Below are 18542 nucleotides of genomic sequence, written 5' to 3' on the forward strand. Positions count from 1 at the left end.
TACTGCCAACGCATAATGCCCGCCAGTTGACGGTGTAAGTTGTCCTGCTGGTGATGGTCAATCTGTCCCCTGATGTTTAAGGAAAAGGGAGAATCACGATAATTCTCCCTGGATGACACGCTTGACCATATGATCGTCAATGATCCGATGTTTGTTCTGTGAGCCGTAGATGAGTGCATGTGTACATACTTTGTTGATCAGCCTTGCGGCGCCGCTCGAGAATCGGTAGATGTCGTCGATCGCGCTGTCGGTAAAGATGTCATGCTCCGCGCCAGCGAACGTCATGTGACGCCTAATGTAATCGCCGGTCTGGGCACGATCATAGTGCGGCAGCTTGCACTGCAGGTCGATCCGCTGGCGGATCGCCGCATACGCTTGCATATTCAGGCGATCCCACAGCTCGCTTTGACCGACCAGGATGAGCGCCATAGGGCTCTGTGCATCCATCTTGAAATTGAGCAGGAAACGCACTTCCTCCAGCATTTCGCGATCCAGCAGATGGGCCTCGTCGACGACGACAACCGGCTGCAATCGATGAATACCGCGCATAAGCTCAATCTCGCGGTGCAGCTGGCGCTTGGCATCGCCGCGGTAGAACTTCGATTCGCAGCCGAGTTGTTCGAGCAACCCCTTGTAAAAATGCCGCGGCGTCAGCTTAGAGTCCGATAGGTAGAGCACCTTGTACTTTGCCGGATCCAGCACTTCGGTGAACCGCCGAATCGTCGTCGTCTTCCCCGTGCCGCAATCGCCGGTAACAACCGCAAACCACTGCCGCTGGGCAGCGTACTCCAGACGCCCGAGCGTTTCCTCGAGCGTGACCGATTCGTACAACTCGCTGGTCGAGATGTCCCGGGAGAATGGTGAGCGGGTAAGGCCGTAGAAGGACTCAAACATGACCGTCCTCCTTGGTCATCCGGCGATAAGCCACGGCCGGCGCCTGCTCCGCTTTGCGACTCCTGCTGCGATCCTCCGCTGCCGCGAGCAGCCTTGACGCATCTGCCGGCAGCGGACCGATATGCTCCGGAAGCTGCGGCCGCTTGCCTGCGCGTTCGCCGATGATGAGTTCCCGCACGCGCCAAGGTATATGGCCTTCGTACTCGATCGTAAGCTCGGTGATGTCCGCAGGGTCGAACACCACATCCACCGTGCAGCCGATGAACGGCAGGCCGACCTCGTACTTCCGGTCCATGAAGCTGATGCAGCCGGATTTGTCGACCTTGCGTGTCTCGCAGTGCAGGAATGCATTCGCGAGCTCGTCCGGATCCACGAACCGAAGCGCTTGCTTGTCGCTACGGTACGCCGTTTCCGGACTACGCTTGTTCTCCAGCGCCGAATGCGGCTTGTTCTGATAGCACTCCGACAGCCATACGGCAAACAGTTCGTTGAGCCGCTCGAGCGTTTTCGGTTTCTCAAGCGCGGACTCGCTCAGGAACGCATCCACCACGCGATTAAACCGTTCGACCTTGCCGGTCGCCTCCGGCGAGTAGGGCCTCGCGAATAGCAGCCGGATCCCGAGCTTGGAGCATGCCCTCGTCATCCATTTGGTCCGGTACTGCTTGCCGTTGTCGAAATAGACCGCCTCGGGAGCGCCGAACTTCTGAATGGCTTGGCGGAAGCAGTGCTCCACGATGGTCTTGTCCATGACCGGGTAGAATTCGCCATGAAGCACAAACCGCGTCGCGTCGTCGATAAACGTCACCAGAAATACCTGCTTCATGGTACCTCCGGGGCCGATGGGCAAGTACGGGCCATACTTGATATCCGAGTGCCACAAGCGATTACGATGGCGCTTTTGGAACCGCCGTGCGGCGACGCCCGATTCGGCGTACATGCGCATATGGCGCGTGCTGTAACCGCGCTCTGCTAATCTTTCCTGCAGCGTGCTGCGCTTGATCTGCCCGGGTTTTATACGGCCTTCCCATTCCAGGATCTGAATGAGCTGGGCAACGCTTCGGCCGGGCACCTCCCGGCGCAGCAAAATGGCCTGCTCCACAATTTCTGGTGGAATGATCTCCTCTGACGGCTGGCGTCCCTTGCCTCGTGGCTTCAGGCCGCCGAAGCCGTCTTGGCGATACTTGGCCAGATACCGGCGCAGCGTCCGCTCGGAGAGTCCAGTTTGCTCACATATCTGTCGCTTGATCTGGCTGGCTTTGGCGGTGTCCAGCCCTTCCGCCAGCAGCGGTGACAGGAGCTGCATGCGTTCCGACGCGACGGCCTCTGCTTTCTTCTGATCTTTCATCTGTTCTGCACCTCGCTTGGTAGACTTCCAGATGAGTCTACCGCAGCATCTTGCCGGACAAGAATGCAGAACGGGTATGTAACCACAAATTTGAATTTGCGACCGGGCGGACAATTCGCGCCAGCCAGCCGGGGGCGTCCCCGACGTAGTGTCCGAAAGGGTGATGTGCAGTCTGCGTAGAGACGGACGGCTTCTTCGCAGGGTCCTGATGAAAGCGAATGGCGATAGATCTTAGAGCTCCGAGCAGGTATGTGGTCTGTTCGCGAAACCAGTTCTTCCAGCGAAGCAAAGTCGCGTCATCTGCCGCTACCGTAGATGGAGCCGCATGTTCCGATACGACTTGTTCCACGCATGCCGATTCGTACCGTTTGTACGGCACCACACAATCCGGGAGCTCATGGTGGATCTTCCGGCATTGTGTACAACGCAGCCGGCGAATGACGAGCAAGCGGCGATCTCCGTCCTCGCTGGTGAGCTTCCGCTTCCGACTGCCAATGACACTAAGCGCTTCTCCACAGCAGGGAGAGGGAACCAATTCTGCACATCGAACAAAAAACGCCGGGTGACTTCTCATCCAGCTCATACTTTGATACAATGACCATGTTGTTTGGGGGATGCATCCCGTGAGCCTGTTCCCGCAGGCCCACATACATGGGAGGCATCCTTTTCCTTTTCTGTGATACGGTCATTATATTCAGCAACTCTCGGACAGGCAATCCCGCCAGCAATTGGACGTTATCTTTCGGCGGCAACAATGAACCTTCTTACTCGTTTGTGAAAGATATGACCGATCGAATGATGCACCGCGGCCCGAATCAAACCGGGATTAAAACCATGGAACGAATGGGGATGGGATTTAACCGGCTATCGATCATCGACCTCGAAGACGGCAGCCAACCGATGGCCAATGAGGATCAGAGCCTCTGGCTTGTTTTTAATGGCGAAATTTATAATTACAAATCCTTACGAAATCAATTGGAAAATAAGGGGCACACGTTCCGCAGCCGGTCCGACTCCGAAGTTATCCTTCATCTCTATGAAGAATATGAGGAAGAGTGTTTGCACCATTTGCGGGGAATGTTCAGTTTCGCGATTTGGGATCGCAGAAAACAACGTTTATTTGTTGCAAGAGACCCTTTCGGTATTAAGCCGTTTTATTATTTCCAAGATCAGTACCATTATGTATTTGCTTCGGAAATTAAAAGTATTCTGGCGGTAAATGATGTAAAACCTGCTGTCGATACCAACAGTTTGATGCACTACTTAACCTTTCAATATGTTCCGCAGCCTCTAACGATGTTCCAAGGGATACGGAAGTTGGAACCGGGTCATTTCATGTTCATTAACGGAAATGGGCAAGTGGTCAAAAAACGATATTGGCAGCCGGAATTTGAGCCAGAGGATCGGCCCATTGAAACGTTCATTGAAGAGATAAGAGCCAAGTTAAAAGAGTCCGTGGATTTGCATCGGCAGAGCGATGTAGCCAGAGGTTGCTTTTTGTCCGGCGGAATCGATTCAACCGCAATTGCATCGTACCTTTCTCAGGCAGAGGAAACCAGGACGTTTTCAGTCGGTTTCCATGGAGCAATTAACGAGAATAACATCGCGCGAAGTACGGCAAATGCGTTGGGAACCGAGCATCATGAAGAGTTGATCTCACCTCAGCAATTCTTTGCGGATGCATTGAAGGCCGTTTGGCATATGGACGAGCCCCTCGCCGATCCATCGGCTATCGCCGTTTATCGATTGTCCAAGTTGGCCAAACGCCAAGTGACCGTCGTTTTGTCAGGAGAAGGAGCCGACGAATTGTTCGGGGGTTATCGAATATATCGAGAGCCTCTGTCGTTAAGACCAATGTCGTGGATACCGCAAGAGATGGGCAGCAAGTTGGAACTCATTCTTCGAAAAATTCCTTTTCGATTCTTCGGCAAAAATTATTTGCAGCGGGGGCTTACCCCGTTGGAGAGTCGATTCTACGGGAATGCCAGAATCTTTGATGAGGCTGAAAAAAGAAATGTTTCATTGTTTAGACCCGGTGTGATTCCTTCATGGGAGCCTTCATCGGAAGTAACGCGTCCGATTTATGAACAAAGCCAGCACTTGGATGATATCACCCGAATGCAGCTGATCGATTTAAATTTATGGCTTCCAGGCAACATCTTATTGAAGGCAGACAAAATGAGCATGGCTCACGGCCTTGAACTTCGTGTTCCCTTTCTTGACAAGGAAGTATTTGAAGTGGCTCGTAAGATCCCGACGGCTTATCGGATTTCGAACCATACAACCAAATACGTACTCCGTCGAGCAATGGAAGGAATCGTTCCGGCCCACGTTTTGGACCGGCCCAAATTAGGGTTCCCCGTTCCTCTGAAGCATTGGTTATATAGCGAATTGGGTGACATTATGGTAGAACAAATGAGCGACAGCGGGATTTCCGAATGGATTCAGATGGATTATGTCCGGAACATGCTGAAGTTGCACAGGGAAGATGCAGGGGATTATTCGCGAAAACTTTGGACGTTATATATTTTCTCTTTATGGCACTCCATCTATATTCAAAAGCATATGTCCCGGCAGTATTTGATTGTTTAAGTATTGAATCACCTAACGAAAGAACTCGGACAACATTTGTCCGAGTCCATTCATTTTACTTCTTATTTTGAAGTATCGTCCATTTTCATCCCTGGATCCATGGAACTCATGTCCGAATTCGTCACCGTCGGGCTAGGACTCGGCGTATTGTTGCTGCTGTTTCCGCAGCCGGCTGCCACGACCAAAATAATAGCCAGAAGCATCGCCACCATCAAATGTTTGGAAATCTTCATCGGTTCATCTCACCTCCTCAGGATTCCGTTATAATACTACAAAAAGTAGTATAAAATATCAAACTGCATTTAAGCATTTAACGAGAAGGAGCTTGATTGAGTGGTTGTTTGGACTCGAACGATCGTTATATTCAGTTTTGTACTTTTGACTTTCACCACATATCCAATAAAGACTCAAGCGGAAGAATGGAAAAAGCCGGATATTCATGCTGAATCCGCCATATTAATCGATGCGAAAACGGGATCGGTCCTGTATTCGAAAAATGAAAATCAACGCCAATATCCAGCCAGTATCACGAAGATCGTTACCGGGATCATTGCCTTGGAAACGACAAAGCCGGATGAAATCGTAACCGTATCGAAGGAGGCTCGATACGAAGAGGGGACTCGGATCTATCTCGGGGAAGGAGAGCAGAAGCCCATGATCGATCTTATCTACGGGCTTCTCATGAATTCCGGGAACGATGCTGCCACGGCGATTGCGGAACATATAGACGGCAGTAAAGCGGAATTCGCCAAACGAATGAACCGATTTATAAAAGAACGAATTGGTGTAGAGAACACGCAATTTCAAAATCCCCATGGTTTGCATGATCCGGATCATTATACGACGGCGTCGGATATGGCGTTGATTGCTCGATATGCAATGAGAAATCCAACGTTTCGGGAGATCGTCTCGACAAAAACCAAACCATGGGAAGGGGAAGAATGGAAGTCAAACTTGGTCAATCACAATAAATTGTTATGGAGCTATGAAGGCGCTAACGGGATTAAAAACGGCTTTACGGATCAAGCCGGATATACTTTGGTCGGCTCCGCCAAGCGAGGTAACACGGAAATCATCGGCGTTCTTCTAAAATCCAAGTCGAGTACGGAAGCTTTCTCGGACATGACGGCATTGCTTGATTATGGATTTGAAGGCTTCGAAACGAAGCTTGTGATGAACAAAAACGAGACACGAACGAATGCATCGGAACAGGCATCTTCAACTTTTATAGCGAATGATGCGGTTTGGGTTATCGTTCGTAAAGGTGAAGAACCGATCGTCTCCATGGATGAAAATGGAATCATAACCATCGAATCGCCAACCGGCGGCCTTAAAAGTACAGTTCAATTATCGAGGCTTGAGCAAGAGCCGAGGCCAACTTCAAAAGCAACTGCAGAAGCAGAAACCAAATCGGAGCCTCCTGAACGACGATCGGCCTGGGAGATCGCCATATGGATAACCTGGTTATTGATGAATCTGTTTCTGTGTTTAATTGCAACCCTGTTGCGAAGAAAAAAACGAAGAGGCATGGGGTTGCGATGAGGAAAGACTTGATCTCAAGATTACGAAAACACCAAGCTCTCGCTTTGCTGTTGATCTTTCCATTGCTCGGGACTATTTATGCAGCGGTGAACAAACCGCATTCGACCGTATTTCATTTGGCAACCCCATTGGATCAGAAGATTCCGTTCTTGAGTGTGTTTGCAATTCCATACGCGTTATGGATCTTCTATATTTATGCCTGTCTGCTATACTTATATGCGAAAGATCGAAGAGTTTATTACCTGTCGATAGGAACATACGTTGTATCGACGCTTATTAGCTATCTCATTTATTCTGTTTTCCAAACGACTGTCCCGAGACCGATTGTGACGGGGGATGATCCGCTAAGCCAACTTGTCAGATTTATTTATTGGCGTGACCAACCGTACAACTGTTTTCCCAGTATTCATGTCTTTTCAAGCTATCTTATGATGAGGGCGATTTGGAATAGTAAAATGAAAAATAGGCTGAACGTGGCTGTTATCTATACTTTTTCCTTTACGATCATTCTCTCGACCTTGTTTATGAAACAGCATGTACTCGCCGATGTCGCGGGGGGAATGCTTTTGGCTGAAGTTGTTTTTCGGGGAGCGAGACGGACGCAGATTATCTTAACGACCCAAATAAAACCGCTTGAGTTACCATAACTTCTTGATTAATGGAGGATATTCCCAATGAATTTTTCGTTTATTATTTTTCTTGGGATTAGCATCGTTTTTTTAATCGTATGGATTACTTATGTGATTTTGAGAAAAGAAAAAAAATATTTGGATCAATTTAATAATGAGGAAATCCGTGAGAAATTGAATCAACTGTCGAAAGTCACGAAAGGAATAGGCTGGTTGACGATTCTTTCTACTTTGGGGGTAATCATTAGCGGCATTGTCTGGGCGGCGACTGCCCGGGACGTGAAACCTCTACCGAAATCTGATGCAGCCGAGATGACGCATGTCCATGGGATGAGTTATACGGCGGACGGTAACAAATTAGTTTTGGCTACACATGAAGGCCTTCGGTATTACGAAAACGGAAATTGGTCATCCGTAGAAGGACAGAACCACGACTACATGGGATTCTCCGCGACGGACGATGGATTCTATAGCAGCGGTCATCCTGCGCCAGGCTCCAAATTGAAGGACCCATTTGGAATTATTAAAAGCACGGTTGGAGAACAGTCGTTTCAACAATTGGCTTTGTATGGGGAAATGGATTTTCACGGCATGAGCGTTGGATTCAAGTCGCACGCGATTTACGTCCTAAATCCAGCTTCCAACGGGAAGATGAGTTCGACCGGTCTTTATTACTCGCTTGATCAAGCGCAAACTTGGACACGGAGTGAAAGCTCAGGACTGGAAGGGCAGGTACAGGCGCTAGCGGTTCATCCAACCGAAGAATCGACTCTTGCAATTGGCACGAACAAAGGGGCTTTCTTGTCAACCGATTATGGGCAAACCTTTAAGAAGATCGGAGTTGACGGCCCAGCAACATCTTTATTTTTCAATAACGATGGAACATTATGGGCGGGCGGTTTCCAATTAACGCTTGTGAATCCGGAAACATTACAGAATGAGACGGTTAACCTACCTGATCTTGAGGATCGAGATATGATTGAATATGTTGCACAGAACCCGATGCAATCTCAAACGGTTGCTTTTATTACCTTCAACAATCTACTTTATATTACGAACGATGCAGGAGACACGTGGAAGCAGGTTATGATCCCGGTCTAAGACCTGTGTAAGCACAAAAATGGTTTTGGGTAAAATATGGAGTTGCGGATTCAAGGAAACTAAGCAAAGGTGCGTGACACCCATGAGAAAAGCGTTAGTTCTGCTCGGTATTGCAAGTATGATCGCATTAAGCGCATGTGGAAACCAGAACAATACAACCAATCAGCCTAATAACGCCGATGCTACAAATACGGGTATGGGTAACAACATGGGGAACATGGATATGGAGCATTCCGGTTCTGCTGATGTTCCACAAGGCTTAAAGAAAGCTCAAAATCCGACCTATAAAGTGGGGGATGAAGTCGTTATCCACGCCAAACATATGCCGGGAATGGATGGTGCAAAGGCAACGGTAGTCGGTGCTTATGATACGACAGCGTATGCGGTCACTTATACCCCAACAACCGGCGGCGAGAAAGTACCGAATCATAAGTGGGTGATCCAAGAAGATATCAAGGACGCCGGCAGCGAACCATTAAAGCCGGGGACAACGGTTACGCTTGAGGCCGACCACATGGAAGGAATGAAGGGCGCGCAGGCAACGATTGACTCGTCCGAGCAAACGACCGTGTACATAGGGCTTGCTGAACGAATCAAAAGTCCAACAGCCACAAGGGTTTAGGACCTCTTTTGTCGAATTCAAGTGCAAGGAAAACAGGGACTTACCCGCGAAAAACCTTGCACTTGGAGGCGTCCGAATTGTATCAGCGAACCGAGAGCCAGATGATCCTGCCAGGCGACTTCTTTTTGCCGTTCGGCGGGAAACTCGCAGAAGATAACCGCTGGGTGTTGCTCGCCCAAATGATTCCGTGGTGGAAACTCGAAGAGAAGTATGCGAAGAACTTTAAAAAGAGCCTCAAGGGTCAGAAGGCTGTATCGATCCGTGTCGCGCTCGGCGCCCTAATCATCCAGGAGCGGCTGGGCACCGATGATCGTGAGACGCTTCGTCAGATTCTGGAGAACCCGTATCTGCAGCACTTCCTCGGTCTGCCCGAATACCAGTACCGCCGTCCGTTTCACCATTCGCTCATGACACACTTCCGCAAGCGGCTGGGCGGCGAGATCCTCGATGAAGTCAATGAATGGATCGCTCTGGAAGAAGCGCGTAAGTCGAGTGAAGCGAATGATTCATCGGACAATGAGGGCGATGAGCCCGGTAACGGAGCGGCCGCAGCATCGGACGAGTCCGCAGTACCGCAACTTGAGCAGATGGAACTGACGAACGAGGGTGAACTGTTGCTGGACGCCACCTGCGCGACGGCGGTCATCGCCAACCCGACGGATCTGTCTCTGCTGAATCAGGCCCGGGAAAAGCTGGAGAAAATGATCGACATTCTGCATGAACCGCAGCGCGGATAGCCTCGCAAGCCAAGAACATCCCGAGAGCGTTCCCGCAAAGCCTATCTGGCGATTGCCAAGCAGCGGCGCGTGAAGCCGCGCACGATGCGCAAAGCCATCGGCAAGCAGTTGCGGTTCGTCTCCCGTGATCTGCGCATCATCGCCGAACTCGCCGAGACGACGGGCGGCCTGACGCAACTGCCGCGTCGCATGTACAAGGAGCTGCTGGTCATTCAAGAGCTCTATCGCCAGCAGCAAGCGATGTACGACAAGCGAACGCATAGCGTACCCGATCGGATTGTCAGTATCGCACAGCCGCACGTGAGGCCGATCGTGCGTGGCAAAGCTCGGGCGAACGTCGAGTTCGGCGCGAAGCTGGCGATTAGCCTGGTGAACGGCTATGCCTTCCGGGAGTATCTGTCTTGGGACAGCTACAACGAAGGTCAGACGCTGCAGGATGCAGTGGAACACTACCGCGCCAGGTTCGGCTATTATCCCAAAGCGGTGCTGGCTGACCAGATTTATCGCACACGCGACAACTTGCGCTACTGCAAGGAGAAGGGAATTCGGCTGAGCGGACCGCAGTTGGGGCGTCCGTCCGCCGATCAGCAGGAGCAGAAGAAGATCGCGAAGGCAGATGCAGCCGCACGCAACGCAGTGGAAGGCAAGTTCGGTGAAGGCAAGCGCAGTTATGGGCTTGGCCGTATTCGAGCGCGTCTTCAGAGGACGAGCAAGACCGTGATCGGGCTGCAACTGCTGGTCATGAACCTCGAAAAGAGACTCCGGGTTCTCTTTTTGCCTTTTTTGCAATGGCTCTGGTCGACCCTTGCATTCCGCTTGCCCGTGATGCCGTAAAATGTGACCCGTTCAGCAAGCCCTATACTAAAGATAAGAAAGGAGCGAGACAGCCATGATGATGGGATATGGCTTTGGAATGGGCTGGATCGGATGGGTAGTTAACCTGCTGGTTATTATTGGGGTCATTTATCTGGTCGCGAGGTTGGCCATTCATCACGATACCGGTTTGCGAAAAAGTGAAAAAGAAGCGGACCGGATTGCGGCTGAACGTTATGCGCGTGGAGAAATAACGGAAGAGGAATTTATGCGAATAAAAGATGTATTGCGGAACAAACAGAAGTGATGATTCTTCGAGGGAGGAATGGAAAGATGGACTGGTCTTGGCTTGCATTACTGTTGTGCCCACTTATGATGGTTCCGATGATGTTCATGATGAGAGGTAATCATTCTGATCATAAGGATCGGAATGAGGACCAATTGACGCGGGAACTGAATGCATTAAAGGAGCAAAATGGCCAGATGCTGCAGGAAATTCAACAATTAAAGCAACAGAAAGGATGATGAGTGATGAGTTGCTGCGGTAATCACAGCGATCACAGCAATCATTCGGATCATGGTCATAACCGCAAGGCTCACAACTGGATGATGATCCTATGCTGCGTGCTTCCGATTATTTTGGCTGCCGCCTTGCTCCTAAGCGGCAGAGCATCGGGGCCAACCGGGAATGGCATGCTCTTCTTGCTGATTCTGATCTGTCCGTTGTCTCATTTGGTGATTATGCCTTTCATGATGCGCAGGAATCATCCACATAGATAATGGGGTCTAAACCCCCTTATTTCCAGAACCTTCGCCGAGAAGGTTCTTTTTTTCGATATCTAGATGGATAGCGTGAAAATGGTGCACACATTCGCATATTCGTCGGAATAGGCTGATGTGGAGGTGTTTTTATGGTTTATCATACGCCAGATACGACACGTATTGCGCTTTCGGATCCGGAGGCGCTGTCCATTGCAGTTTCTCAAATGATCTATCCCAGCAGGACGGTAAGTTGGCGCGCAAATTCAGTTATTTTAGTCAGCGGTGACGATTTTCGTACGATCGTGCCAGCTGTGTCGCTTATTCACTTTCCGATTAATGCTCCTATTTTGTTTGTCAATCACGGAACGCTGTCGGAGCTGGTATGGAATGAAATCAACCGGTTGCAGCCTGCCGGCAAGAATGTGCCTCACGTTATTTTAATCGGCGAATTCAACCCATCGGCTATCCAACAACTCCATGGCAGAGGTTATACTACTTTGCATTTTCATCATTCTGACCCTGTTGTGCAGTCAATCCATATTGCAGAGTGGCGGAAGCGTTTATTGCCGGATACCATGCCGGAGATGGTAACGAAAAACACATTTTTAATATCCGTTGAAGAGTCGGTAGAAGCATTGCCGGCATACGGATTTGCGGCGCATATGGGAACTCCTTTCTTGTACACCTATAAGGATTCTTTACCCGAATGGACCGCCAGGTTTTTGACGAACGAAGCAACGAGAAACGTCTCGATAATAGGATCAACAAACACGGTGTCTGCCGAAGTCGAAGAAGCCTGCCGCAAAATCGTACAAGGACACGTGGAACGTTTCGGAGGAGAATCACCGGAAGATATTGCGGTGAACTTTTCAAGAACAAAAAGCGAAGCAACGGGAATGGGATGGGGACGCAACGAAATAATGAAAGGTGATGCCTTTACGTTCTTCCCGGCCTTCTGGAAGTATGGCATGATCACGGCCCCGCTGTCTCATATGGGCAAACATACGCCGCAGCTCCCCCTAACAGGTACGGTATTGCCCAAGGTCTATCTTGATTACCTGCAATATCTGCGGCCAATGGCGGCCCATCCGATGCCCCCTTTTATGCATGCTTTTATTTTGGGCGATTTTCATCAGATTCCGTTCAGTACCCAAGTGGAAATCGAGAAGAACATCATGTTCATGGAGTTTCAACAAGGTACTGATTTGCAAGGCATGACTCACAACTAAGAAATTCACTTATAACTCAAATTTACTTCATGTGCCACCCAAATTTAAATGCTGTCATACAGCAGTAATAAGTCGTCGAATTATTGTCAGATAATCGACTAAGGATAATGACCGTGAAGATTGGGCCTATATATCCATTTTCTGTTACCATTTATGACAGATTTGCAGTATAATAGAATCATCTCATCTCTGCACATCGTGCTCGCGTATGAAATCTGATGCGTAAAAAGGAGGGGAGCAAAGCACACATCCGCTTGATTGTCCAAATGAATAGGAAGCTGTAGGAAGGAAAAATGGCAAACCCGCTCGAAAGACGGGGACGCAAAGCCACGGGTCTGCGGCCGCAAGGCTATGATCGCCGGGTTACCCTAAAAAGACAGGCTTCTTGGGAAAGGCACGGTTAGGGTACGTGTCTTTTTTTGTCGTTTGGGAACGGTTGGAATCAAGCCACGGCGTCGAAGAAGCCGGGAATAGGAAAACCTCGCCAAGGGAGGGATCTGATGTGGTTATGCTGGTCCTATCATTATGGTCGGTGACGGCAATTCTGCTGTTTTCCCAACCGAGAAGCGAGCAGAATCGCTGGGCTGGCGGAGTCGCTTTTTTCTCCGTATTCGGGGAGTTGTCTGCCGCAGTGGATGAGAAGATCATTCCCTTAGCCGCGTCCTTGGCATACGATCCGATCACTGACGGGTTGGAGTGGGTAAAGGGATGGCTTTGCTTCTTGGCCATGTACATGCCGCCTTATCTGCTCTTGATGTTCGGTTTGAGCTATACGGGTTGGTTTCAACGGCGGAGGAGATGGAAACGATGCGTAATCGCTGTTGCCTTTACACCGGTCCTGGCCATGTTTTTTCTGTCTTCGGCAGGTTCCCGACTTGAAGACGATGTGCATCCGATGCCGTTCTGGGCCGCGCTCTATTACATGACGGCAGCCGCGGTATGTCTGAGGCTGGTTTATCGTGAAGCGGACGAGAGGATCCGTCAGCAACACCGTTTGGTCTGTTGGATAATCGTACCGGCAACCAGTTCCGTGCTGTTATTCGACTTCATTCTGCCCTTGCTCCGATTCCATCCGATCATCAACGCAAACCGTGCCGTTATCACCGCGGCTTGCATTTGCTTTTACGCGTTTTCCGTCCGCTATGGCATATTGGGCGTTCGACTGCGATTGGAGAAATATCCGGATTCCCCGGATCTGCACGGGAAGACGCCTGCTATATTCATGTTCTATCATGCCTTCAAAAGCGAGCTCGGAAAAATGCAGGTGGCGGCGAGGCGCATATTTTTTCTTGTCCAACGGACCAAACAACAGGAGCTTTACCGGGATGCATCGCATCTGATCGATGCGACGGAGCGGATGATGGCCATCGCCGTCCGTTTTCGTCATCCTTCACAGCAACTGGTTCTGTATGAGCAATCTTGCGTTTTATCCGAACTCGTTGAAAACACGTTGTGCAGATTGGCTTGGGAATTCCGCAACAAAAAACTTGCTGTTCGGAAAGAACTGGATGAATCGATTGTCTTGTATTGCGACCCGGCACACTTGCAGGAGGTATTGAGAAACCTATTCTTCAATGCCATCGAAGCGATGTCCGAAGGAGGGAGTTTGACAATATCGTCGAGTCTGTCGCCGGAAACGATGGACATCATCGTTCGTGATACCGGTTGCGGCATTGCGCCGGAATCGATGCCGCATATTTTCGAGCCCCGTTTCACCACCAAATCGAACGAAGCGAACGACGGAATGGGATTGTTCTACAGCCATGAAGTGATGCGGCAACATCAGGGATCGATCGAGGTGCAGAGTCAAACCGGAACCGGCACGACATGTACGCTCCATTTTCCCATCCAACGGGTCTTCCGCCATTCGTCGCCATGGAACCGATGGGAGGAATACGATGAACAAGATCAAAGTTTTGTTGGTGGAAGACGATCCGGTGTGGAACGAATATATATCGGAAACGGTGAACCGGGAACCGGATTTGTTTTTGGTCGGAACGGCCCGATCGAAAGTGGGTGCGATCCGCATTGCCGGCATGCTGGACATTGATGTGGTGCTGCTGGATGTGGTGCTGGACGGGAACGCCGCCGACGGGCTCGATGCGGCGCTCGAAATCGTCTCCATCAGCAGGGCGAAAGTGATCATGCTTACGGTGATGGATCAAGCCGAGATCATTTCCGAGGCGTTTGGCAACGGAGCTTTCAATTATATTGTCAAGACGGCGATCGAGGATATTCCGGAGGCCGTTCGAGCCGCATATGCCGGCCGATCCTCCATCCATGCTTCCGCCGCGGGCGCGCTTCGGTCTGAATTTGTCCGGATGAAAAGAAACGAATTGCGGCAAAGCTTAACGCGAACGGAATTCGAAGTTCTTCGTTTCATGCACGATGGACATACCCGTTCCGCAATCGGGGATCGTCTGCATATTACCGAAAGCACCGTCAAAAAACATGTGAACCAGGTGATCCGGAAATTAAAGGTTCATACCGGCAAGGAAGCCGCCAGAAAAGCGAAAATGAAAGGAATATTGTAGGATGTTCTTTTGCTCCGGAACAGGAAGCCGACAATAGCACTTTCGCCCAAAACCGGGTGGGGTGCTATTGTCATTTATATGGAAATCATCTGATCGTACTGTACCAGCGGCGCAGGTATCCAAGTCGATGCTTGCCCGGAAAGTGTCGTATCCGTTGATGTGCTGCACGTTTCATCGTTCCCCTGCAATTTTCTCCTCCATAAGATACTCCTTAAATCCAACTCTCCTGTTCTTTTCACTATCAATTTTCCGGGTCTATACCCCGAGGGGGTTCCAGAAAAAATAGAACCTTTTCCCGAAAGGTTCTATAAAAAGATCGACCTGACGCTATGGAGAAAGCGGAGATACAATCGGACTAAAGAGCGCGCTCATTCATGAAAATGAAAGGAGCGAAACTTATCGTGGATTTTGATTCGATTATGATTGGTGCTTCGGTAAAGGAGACTCCATCCGGCGTATCGACGTGCAAAGTACACATTCGCCCGCTTCAACATCCCCAACCGGGAAAACGGAAATTGCCTCTTGCTTACTATGCCCAATTAATGCGTCACGACTGGCATGTCAGAGTGCATCGGCGTTTGCGGCAGCGGGGGTGGGGCTGGTGATGTCCCGTGTTCCTTATGAACAAGTGGAAGGCTGGCTGCTCGCTCTGCCCGAATGGAAATCCCGGCTGGCTGAGATGAAAGAGCAATTAAAGCACATTCCGGGATTGGCGAAAAAATTCGAACAGGTTGCCATTTACGGAAAAGGGCACAAAAATGAAGCCATCTTGCACGAAGTGATCCGGCGATTGCAGTTGCGGGAGACGGAAATTCCGCTGCTGGAACTGAAAATCCAGGTGCTGGAAGGCGCGATCCGATCGCTTCAACCGGAAGAACGGCAATTCGTCTCGGACCGGTACGGACATCGTCTCCCCAATGCAGACGCCATGGAAAAGCTGGGCGTATCATCGAAAACGTATTATGACAAACGCAAACGAATATTGGAACGGATCTATTGCTTTGTGGGCGGAGACGATTCCATTTTGGGGTTGCACGATGAACCTTTATGGGAACAGCAATAGCAATCGCTTGATATGTGTTTCCCGATGCGACGCCATTGCCACTCGACTACCACTCGACTACCACTTGAAGTAAAATAAATTACCGGTTCAGGTATGACGACAAGGAAACAAAAACCTGCTAATCTGGTACTGTAGAAAAATGTGAGACAGGCCGTCCGGCACTCCGGAATCGCCTGTCATTTTTATTTGCGAAAGTATCGCGGATAAAGGCTTCCCGATACTTTTTCGAAGGGAGGGTGAGGTGTAATACGGCAATCGCAAAGCAAGGAAGGGAGGGAGCCGCGATGCTCTCTTTTTTGTTTCCGCGCTGGTGCGAGCCGGGACAAGGCAAGCACAGGCAAACGCTCTGGTTCGAAGTGATGCCCTCCCTGGACGCCGCGCCGGTGGATTTCTCCAAAGCGGCGCGTTTTGCCCGGCATATCAGCCAGCTCGGTCATCCCAAGTTCCAGCGTCTTCGGCATGGACAGTTATACTTTCGTTTCGTGATCCGGTGCGTTGGACCTGCCGGACGCGTACGATTGTACTTTTCTGTCCCCGACATTCGCTGGTTGGGTTTTCGCACCGGGTTTCAGACACAGGTGCACGGGATCTATTTGCTCCCGGTCGAAGCGCCTGTGTTTCAGGCCGGTTCGGGCAAACACGTGATTGTCGCCGAAGGACGTCCGGCTTATAAAGGGGCGTTGTCGATCGCGGCCATTCGTCCCGAAGGAAAGGATCCGGTGGGCGAGATGATCGCGGCGATGGGCGGTGGCGAACTGAAAGCCGGCGAAGAGGTATGGCTGGAACTTTCAATTGCGCCGGCGGGCAAGCGGCTTTTGCAACGCCGCGTCCGCAAAGCCGAAAACTGGCTGCGTTCCCCCGCGAATGAGCCGGTGTCGCTACGGGCCATCTGGCGGGAAATGCAAACGAACCAAAGGGAAAAACGAAGGCCGCGGGAACTGACCCTCCATCAGCAGAACGTGCTGCGTTCCTTGCAAAGCAAGCAGGACGAGGACGAAATCGGGCTATGGACGGGCTTTCGTGCGCTCATCCGTTCTCCTGCCGCGAAAGCGAGATTGCACGCGATGAACGACATGCTGCAATCGATGCGAAGCGGCAACGGGATCGTGCTGCGACCCGTTCGGGGCAAAAAAGCGACGCTTGCGCCCGGCGTGCCGTCGAAGCGGCTATTGTTTACATCGGAAGAACTCGGCTATTGGCTGCGCATTCCCGCTTTCGGCGATCCGGCCGCCGCGCATATGGAAAAGATGCATGCGAAAATCGTGCCCGCGCCGGTAGGGCTGATCCAAGGACTGTTTATCGGGAAAAGCAACGTGCCGGGAACGGATCAGGAGATTTGTTTGCCGGTGAACCAGATGCTCAAGCATGCCTTTCTCGCCGGGACGACCGGCTCGGGGAAAACGACGACGCTGCTCTCGGTCATGAGCCGCATGGTCGAAGATTTGGAGCGAAAGCCGGATGAGGCGCCGGGCTTTACGTTTCTCGATCCGCACGGCGGGGCGATCGAAACGCTGCTCAGCTGCATTCCGAAGGAACTGTACCCGAAGCTGCACATCATTCCGCTCGGAGCCACCGAACGGCCGCGCGGCTTCAACCTGTTTCAAGCCGCGCATGCCGAAGTGCGGGAAAGCCTGACGGGGGAATTCGTCACGACGCTGCAGCAATTGTTTCCGGGTTCGCGGCCACGGGCTGAACATTACTTGCGGAATGCGGTGCTCAGCCTCCTGTCCGTGCCGCCGCAAACGGTGCTGGGCATCGTGGACATTTTCCATAACGAGGCGTACCGGCAAAAACTGCTGCCGGAGCTGGACATGCACCTCGTTCACTTTTGGACGCACGAGTTTGCCGAAATCAAAAACGTCGGCGAGCATCTCGGTCCGATTCTGAACAAGCTCGGTGCGTTGACAACGTACCCGACCTCGCGGCGGATGCTCGGCCAGCTTCGCAGCAGCATCGATACGCGGCAAGCGATGGATGACGGCCACATCGTGCTGATCGACGGCTCGGGCTGCGTACCGGACTTGCTCAAAATATTGGCCAGCCTGTTTTTCATCGATTACCATTTCACCTGCCGCAAACGGCCGCAGCACAAGTCCAGGGCGCACTTCTTTTTCGCCGACGAGATCCATCTGTTTGCGACGGACATTTTGACGAAAATACTTGCAGAAGACCGCAAGTTCGGTCTCGCGCTTTTTTTGGCCACGCAATACTTGTCGCAATTGTCCGACCGCATCCTGGAGGCCATTCTCGGCAACGTCGGCACGCTCATGCTCTTGCAACTGGGCGGGCCGGATGCGGACAAACTGTCGCGCTGGCTGAAGCCCCAGGTGACGAACGCCGACCTGATGAACCTGGCCGAACTGCACGCCATCGTGCGCACGAAAGGCCACGAAGGACGGGTGGAGCTGTTTACTGTCAAAAACGAGCTGGTGACGGTCCGGTATGAAGACCGGATCCGGGAAGCGTGGGCGTATTCGGACCAAAACGATGGACGGGCCATCGAGGACGTCGAGCGGGAAATGAGACGTTTCGGCTTGTCCGAAACGACTGTTGCGATCGAAGACGGGGCCATCTTCAAGTGACCGGCGCAGCAAGCAAGTTGGAGGGCGGTCTGGAGAGCAAGTTCGAGGGCAGTCTGGAGGGAACGATCGAGGGAATATTGCCGATGCCCCAAGCGGC

Annotated in this window: 16 protein-coding genes, 1 pseudogene and 1 riboswitch; of the genes and pseudogenes, 13 read left to right on the forward strand and 4 right to left on the reverse strand. The window is 51.2% G+C overall.

Annotated elements, in window-relative coordinates; translation table 11 throughout:
* Window positions 1-93: 93 nt before the first annotated feature.
* Genes B7E11_RS19050 through B7E11_RS30375 form a run of 3 tightly spaced genes read right to left on the reverse strand, consistent with a single transcriptional unit; the run spans window position 94 to window position 2888 of the window.
* A complete protein-coding gene (locus tag B7E11_RS19050; protein ID WP_080832321.1) occupies window positions 94-894 on the reverse strand; it encodes an ExeA family protein in 801 nt (266 codons plus the stop codon).
* Complete coding sequence (locus B7E11_RS19055) at window positions 887-2239, reverse strand: DDE-type integrase/transposase/recombinase (protein ID WP_080832320.1); 1353 nt, start codon at window positions 2237-2239, stop codon at window positions 887-889. Before B7E11_RS19055 ends, B7E11_RS19050 begins: the two co-directional genes overlap by 8 nt.
* A 37-nt stretch (window positions 2240-2276) precedes the next feature.
* Window positions 2277-2888 carry a DUF6431 domain-containing protein gene (locus B7E11_RS30375; RefSeq protein WP_338026234.1) on the reverse strand — a complete coding sequence of 204 codons (612 nt, stop codon included), beginning with the start codon at window positions 2886-2888 and terminating at the stop codon, window positions 2277-2279.
* A gap of 2 nt (window positions 2889-2890) precedes the next feature.
* Here B7E11_RS30375 and asnB point away from each other — a divergent pair, with 2 nt between their 5' ends.
* A complete protein-coding gene (gene asnB / locus B7E11_RS19070; protein WP_080837517.1) occupies window positions 2891-4831 on the forward strand; it encodes an asparagine synthase (glutamine-hydrolyzing) in 1941 nt (646 codons plus the stop codon).
* Between the two features lie 62 nt (window positions 4832-4893).
* Here asnB and B7E11_RS29680 read toward each other — a convergent pair whose 3' ends face one another.
* Complete coding sequence (locus tag B7E11_RS29680) at window positions 4894-5064, reverse strand: hypothetical protein (protein WP_176220817.1); 171 nt, start codon at window positions 5062-5064, stop codon at window positions 4894-4896.
* Between the two features lie 100 nt (window positions 5065-5164).
* Between B7E11_RS29680 and B7E11_RS19075 the strand changes: the two genes are divergently transcribed.
* From B7E11_RS19075 to B7E11_RS19130, 12 genes and pseudogenes are all read left to right on the forward strand, one after another.
* Window positions 5165-6373 carry a D-alanyl-D-alanine carboxypeptidase family protein gene (locus tag B7E11_RS19075; protein WP_139787255.1) on the forward strand — a complete coding sequence of 403 codons (1209 nt, stop codon included), beginning with the start codon at window positions 5165-5167 and terminating at the stop codon, window positions 6371-6373.
* Entirely contained in the window at window positions 6370-7020 is a 651-nt protein-coding gene (locus tag B7E11_RS19080; protein WP_213084144.1) for a phosphatase PAP2 family protein, read from the forward strand. Before B7E11_RS19075 ends, B7E11_RS19080 begins: the two co-directional genes overlap by 4 nt.
* A gap of 27 nt (window positions 7021-7047) precedes the next feature.
* On the forward strand, window positions 7048-8103 hold the full coding sequence (locus B7E11_RS19085; protein WP_080837520.1) for a F510_1955 family glycosylhydrolase: 1056 nt from the start codon (window positions 7048-7050) through the stop codon (window positions 8101-8103).
* Window positions 8104-8185: 82 nt separating this feature from the next.
* Complete coding sequence (locus B7E11_RS19090) at window positions 8186-8725, forward strand: YdhK family protein (RefSeq protein WP_080837522.1); 540 nt, start codon at window positions 8186-8188, stop codon at window positions 8723-8725.
* 77 nt (window positions 8726-8802) lie between these two features.
* Window positions 8803-10296, forward strand: a pseudogene (locus B7E11_RS19095) (IS5 family transposase).
* A gap of 55 nt (window positions 10297-10351) precedes the next feature.
* Window positions 10352-10582, forward strand: a complete 231-nt coding sequence (locus tag B7E11_RS19100) for an SHOCT domain-containing protein (protein WP_080837524.1) — start codon at window positions 10352-10354, stop codon at window positions 10580-10582.
* 26 nt (window positions 10583-10608) lie between these two features.
* Window positions 10609-10800, forward strand: a complete 192-nt coding sequence (locus B7E11_RS19105; RefSeq protein ID WP_080837527.1) for a DUF2933 domain-containing protein — start codon at window positions 10609-10611, stop codon at window positions 10798-10800.
* 386 nt (window positions 10801-11186) lie between these two features.
* Window positions 11187-12266: a hypothetical protein gene (locus tag B7E11_RS19110; RefSeq protein WP_080837530.1), complete on the forward strand. Its 1080-nt coding sequence runs from the start codon at window positions 11187-11189 to the stop codon at window positions 12264-12266.
* 285 nt (window positions 12267-12551) lie between these two features.
* Window positions 12552-12637, forward strand: a riboswitch (cyclic di-GMP riboswitch).
* Between the two features lie 137 nt (window positions 12638-12774).
* Window positions 12775-14316 (forward strand): sensor histidine kinase, encoded by a 1542-nt coding sequence (locus B7E11_RS30380; protein ID WP_245809854.1) that lies wholly within the window; start codon window positions 12775-12777, stop codon window positions 14314-14316.
* Window positions 14204-14800, forward strand: coding sequence for a LuxR C-terminal-related transcriptional regulator (locus tag B7E11_RS19120; protein ID WP_245809855.1), 597 nt, complete (start codon window positions 14204-14206; stop codon window positions 14798-14800). The genes B7E11_RS30380 and B7E11_RS19120 overlap by 113 nt, the downstream gene beginning before the upstream one ends.
* A 604-nt stretch (window positions 14801-15404) precedes the next feature.
* Window positions 15405-15863 carry a hypothetical protein gene (locus tag B7E11_RS19125; RefSeq protein WP_245809767.1) on the forward strand — a complete coding sequence of 153 codons (459 nt, stop codon included), beginning with the start codon at window positions 15405-15407 and terminating at the stop codon, window positions 15861-15863.
* A gap of 284 nt (window positions 15864-16147) precedes the next feature.
* Window positions 16148-18445: a type IV secretory system conjugative DNA transfer family protein gene (locus tag B7E11_RS19130; RefSeq protein ID WP_080837541.1), complete on the forward strand. Its 2298-nt coding sequence runs from the start codon at window positions 16148-16150 to the stop codon at window positions 18443-18445.
* The last annotated feature ends 97 nt before the right edge of the window (window positions 18446-18542 follow it).

The sequence above is a fragment of the Cohnella massiliensis genome (assembly GCF_900169535.1).
In the GTDB taxonomy this organism is placed as follows: Bacteria; Bacillota; Bacilli; order Paenibacillales; family Paenibacillaceae; genus Cohnella; species Cohnella algarum.

What these genes read in the sequence shown, in the direction of transcription:
- B7E11_RS19085 (WP_080837520.1), top strand. Translation starts at nt 7,048, where the DNA reads ATGAATTTTTCGTTTATTATTTTTCTTGGGATTAGCATCGTTTTTTTA.
- B7E11_RS19125 (WP_245809767.1), top strand. Translation starts at nt 15,405, where the DNA reads ATGTCCCGTGTTCCTTATGAACAAGTGGAAGGCTGGCTGCTCGCTCTG.
- B7E11_RS19055 (WP_080832320.1), bottom strand. Translation starts at nt 2,239, where the DNA reads ATGAAAGATCAGAAGAAAGCAGAGGCCGTCGCGTCGGAACGCATGCAG.
- B7E11_RS29680 (WP_176220817.1), bottom strand. Translation starts at nt 5,064, where the DNA reads ATGAAGATTTCCAAACATTTGATGGTGGCGATGCTTCTGGCTATTATT.
- B7E11_RS19130 (WP_080837541.1), top strand. Translation starts at nt 16,148, where the DNA reads ATGCTCTCTTTTTTGTTTCCGCGCTGGTGCGAGCCGGGACAAGGCAAG.
- B7E11_RS19110 (WP_080837530.1), top strand. Translation starts at nt 11,187, where the DNA reads ATGGTTTATCATACGCCAGATACGACACGTATTGCGCTTTCGGATCCG.
- B7E11_RS19080 (WP_213084144.1), top strand. Translation starts at nt 6,370, where the DNA reads ATGAGGAAAGACTTGATCTCAAGATTACGAAAACACCAAGCTCTCGCT.
- B7E11_RS19105 (WP_080837527.1), top strand. Translation starts at nt 10,609, where the DNA reads ATGGACTGGTCTTGGCTTGCATTACTGTTGTGCCCACTTATGATGGTT.
- B7E11_RS30375 (WP_338026234.1), bottom strand. Translation starts at nt 2,888, where the DNA reads ATGTGGGCCTGCGGGAACAGGCTCACGGGATGCATCCCCCAAACAACA.
- B7E11_RS19090 (WP_080837522.1), top strand. Translation starts at nt 8,186, where the DNA reads ATGAGAAAAGCGTTAGTTCTGCTCGGTATTGCAAGTATGATCGCATTA.
- asnB (WP_080837517.1), top strand. Translation starts at nt 2,891, where the DNA reads ATGGGAGGCATCCTTTTCCTTTTCTGTGATACGGTCATTATATTCAGC.
- B7E11_RS19050 (WP_080832321.1), bottom strand. Translation starts at nt 894, where the DNA reads ATGTTTGAGTCCTTCTACGGCCTTACCCGCTCACCATTCTCCCGGGAC.
- B7E11_RS30380 (WP_245809854.1), top strand. Translation starts at nt 12,775, where the DNA reads ATGCTGGTCCTATCATTATGGTCGGTGACGGCAATTCTGCTGTTTTCC.
- B7E11_RS19100 (WP_080837524.1), top strand. Translation starts at nt 10,352, where the DNA reads ATGATGATGGGATATGGCTTTGGAATGGGCTGGATCGGATGGGTAGTT.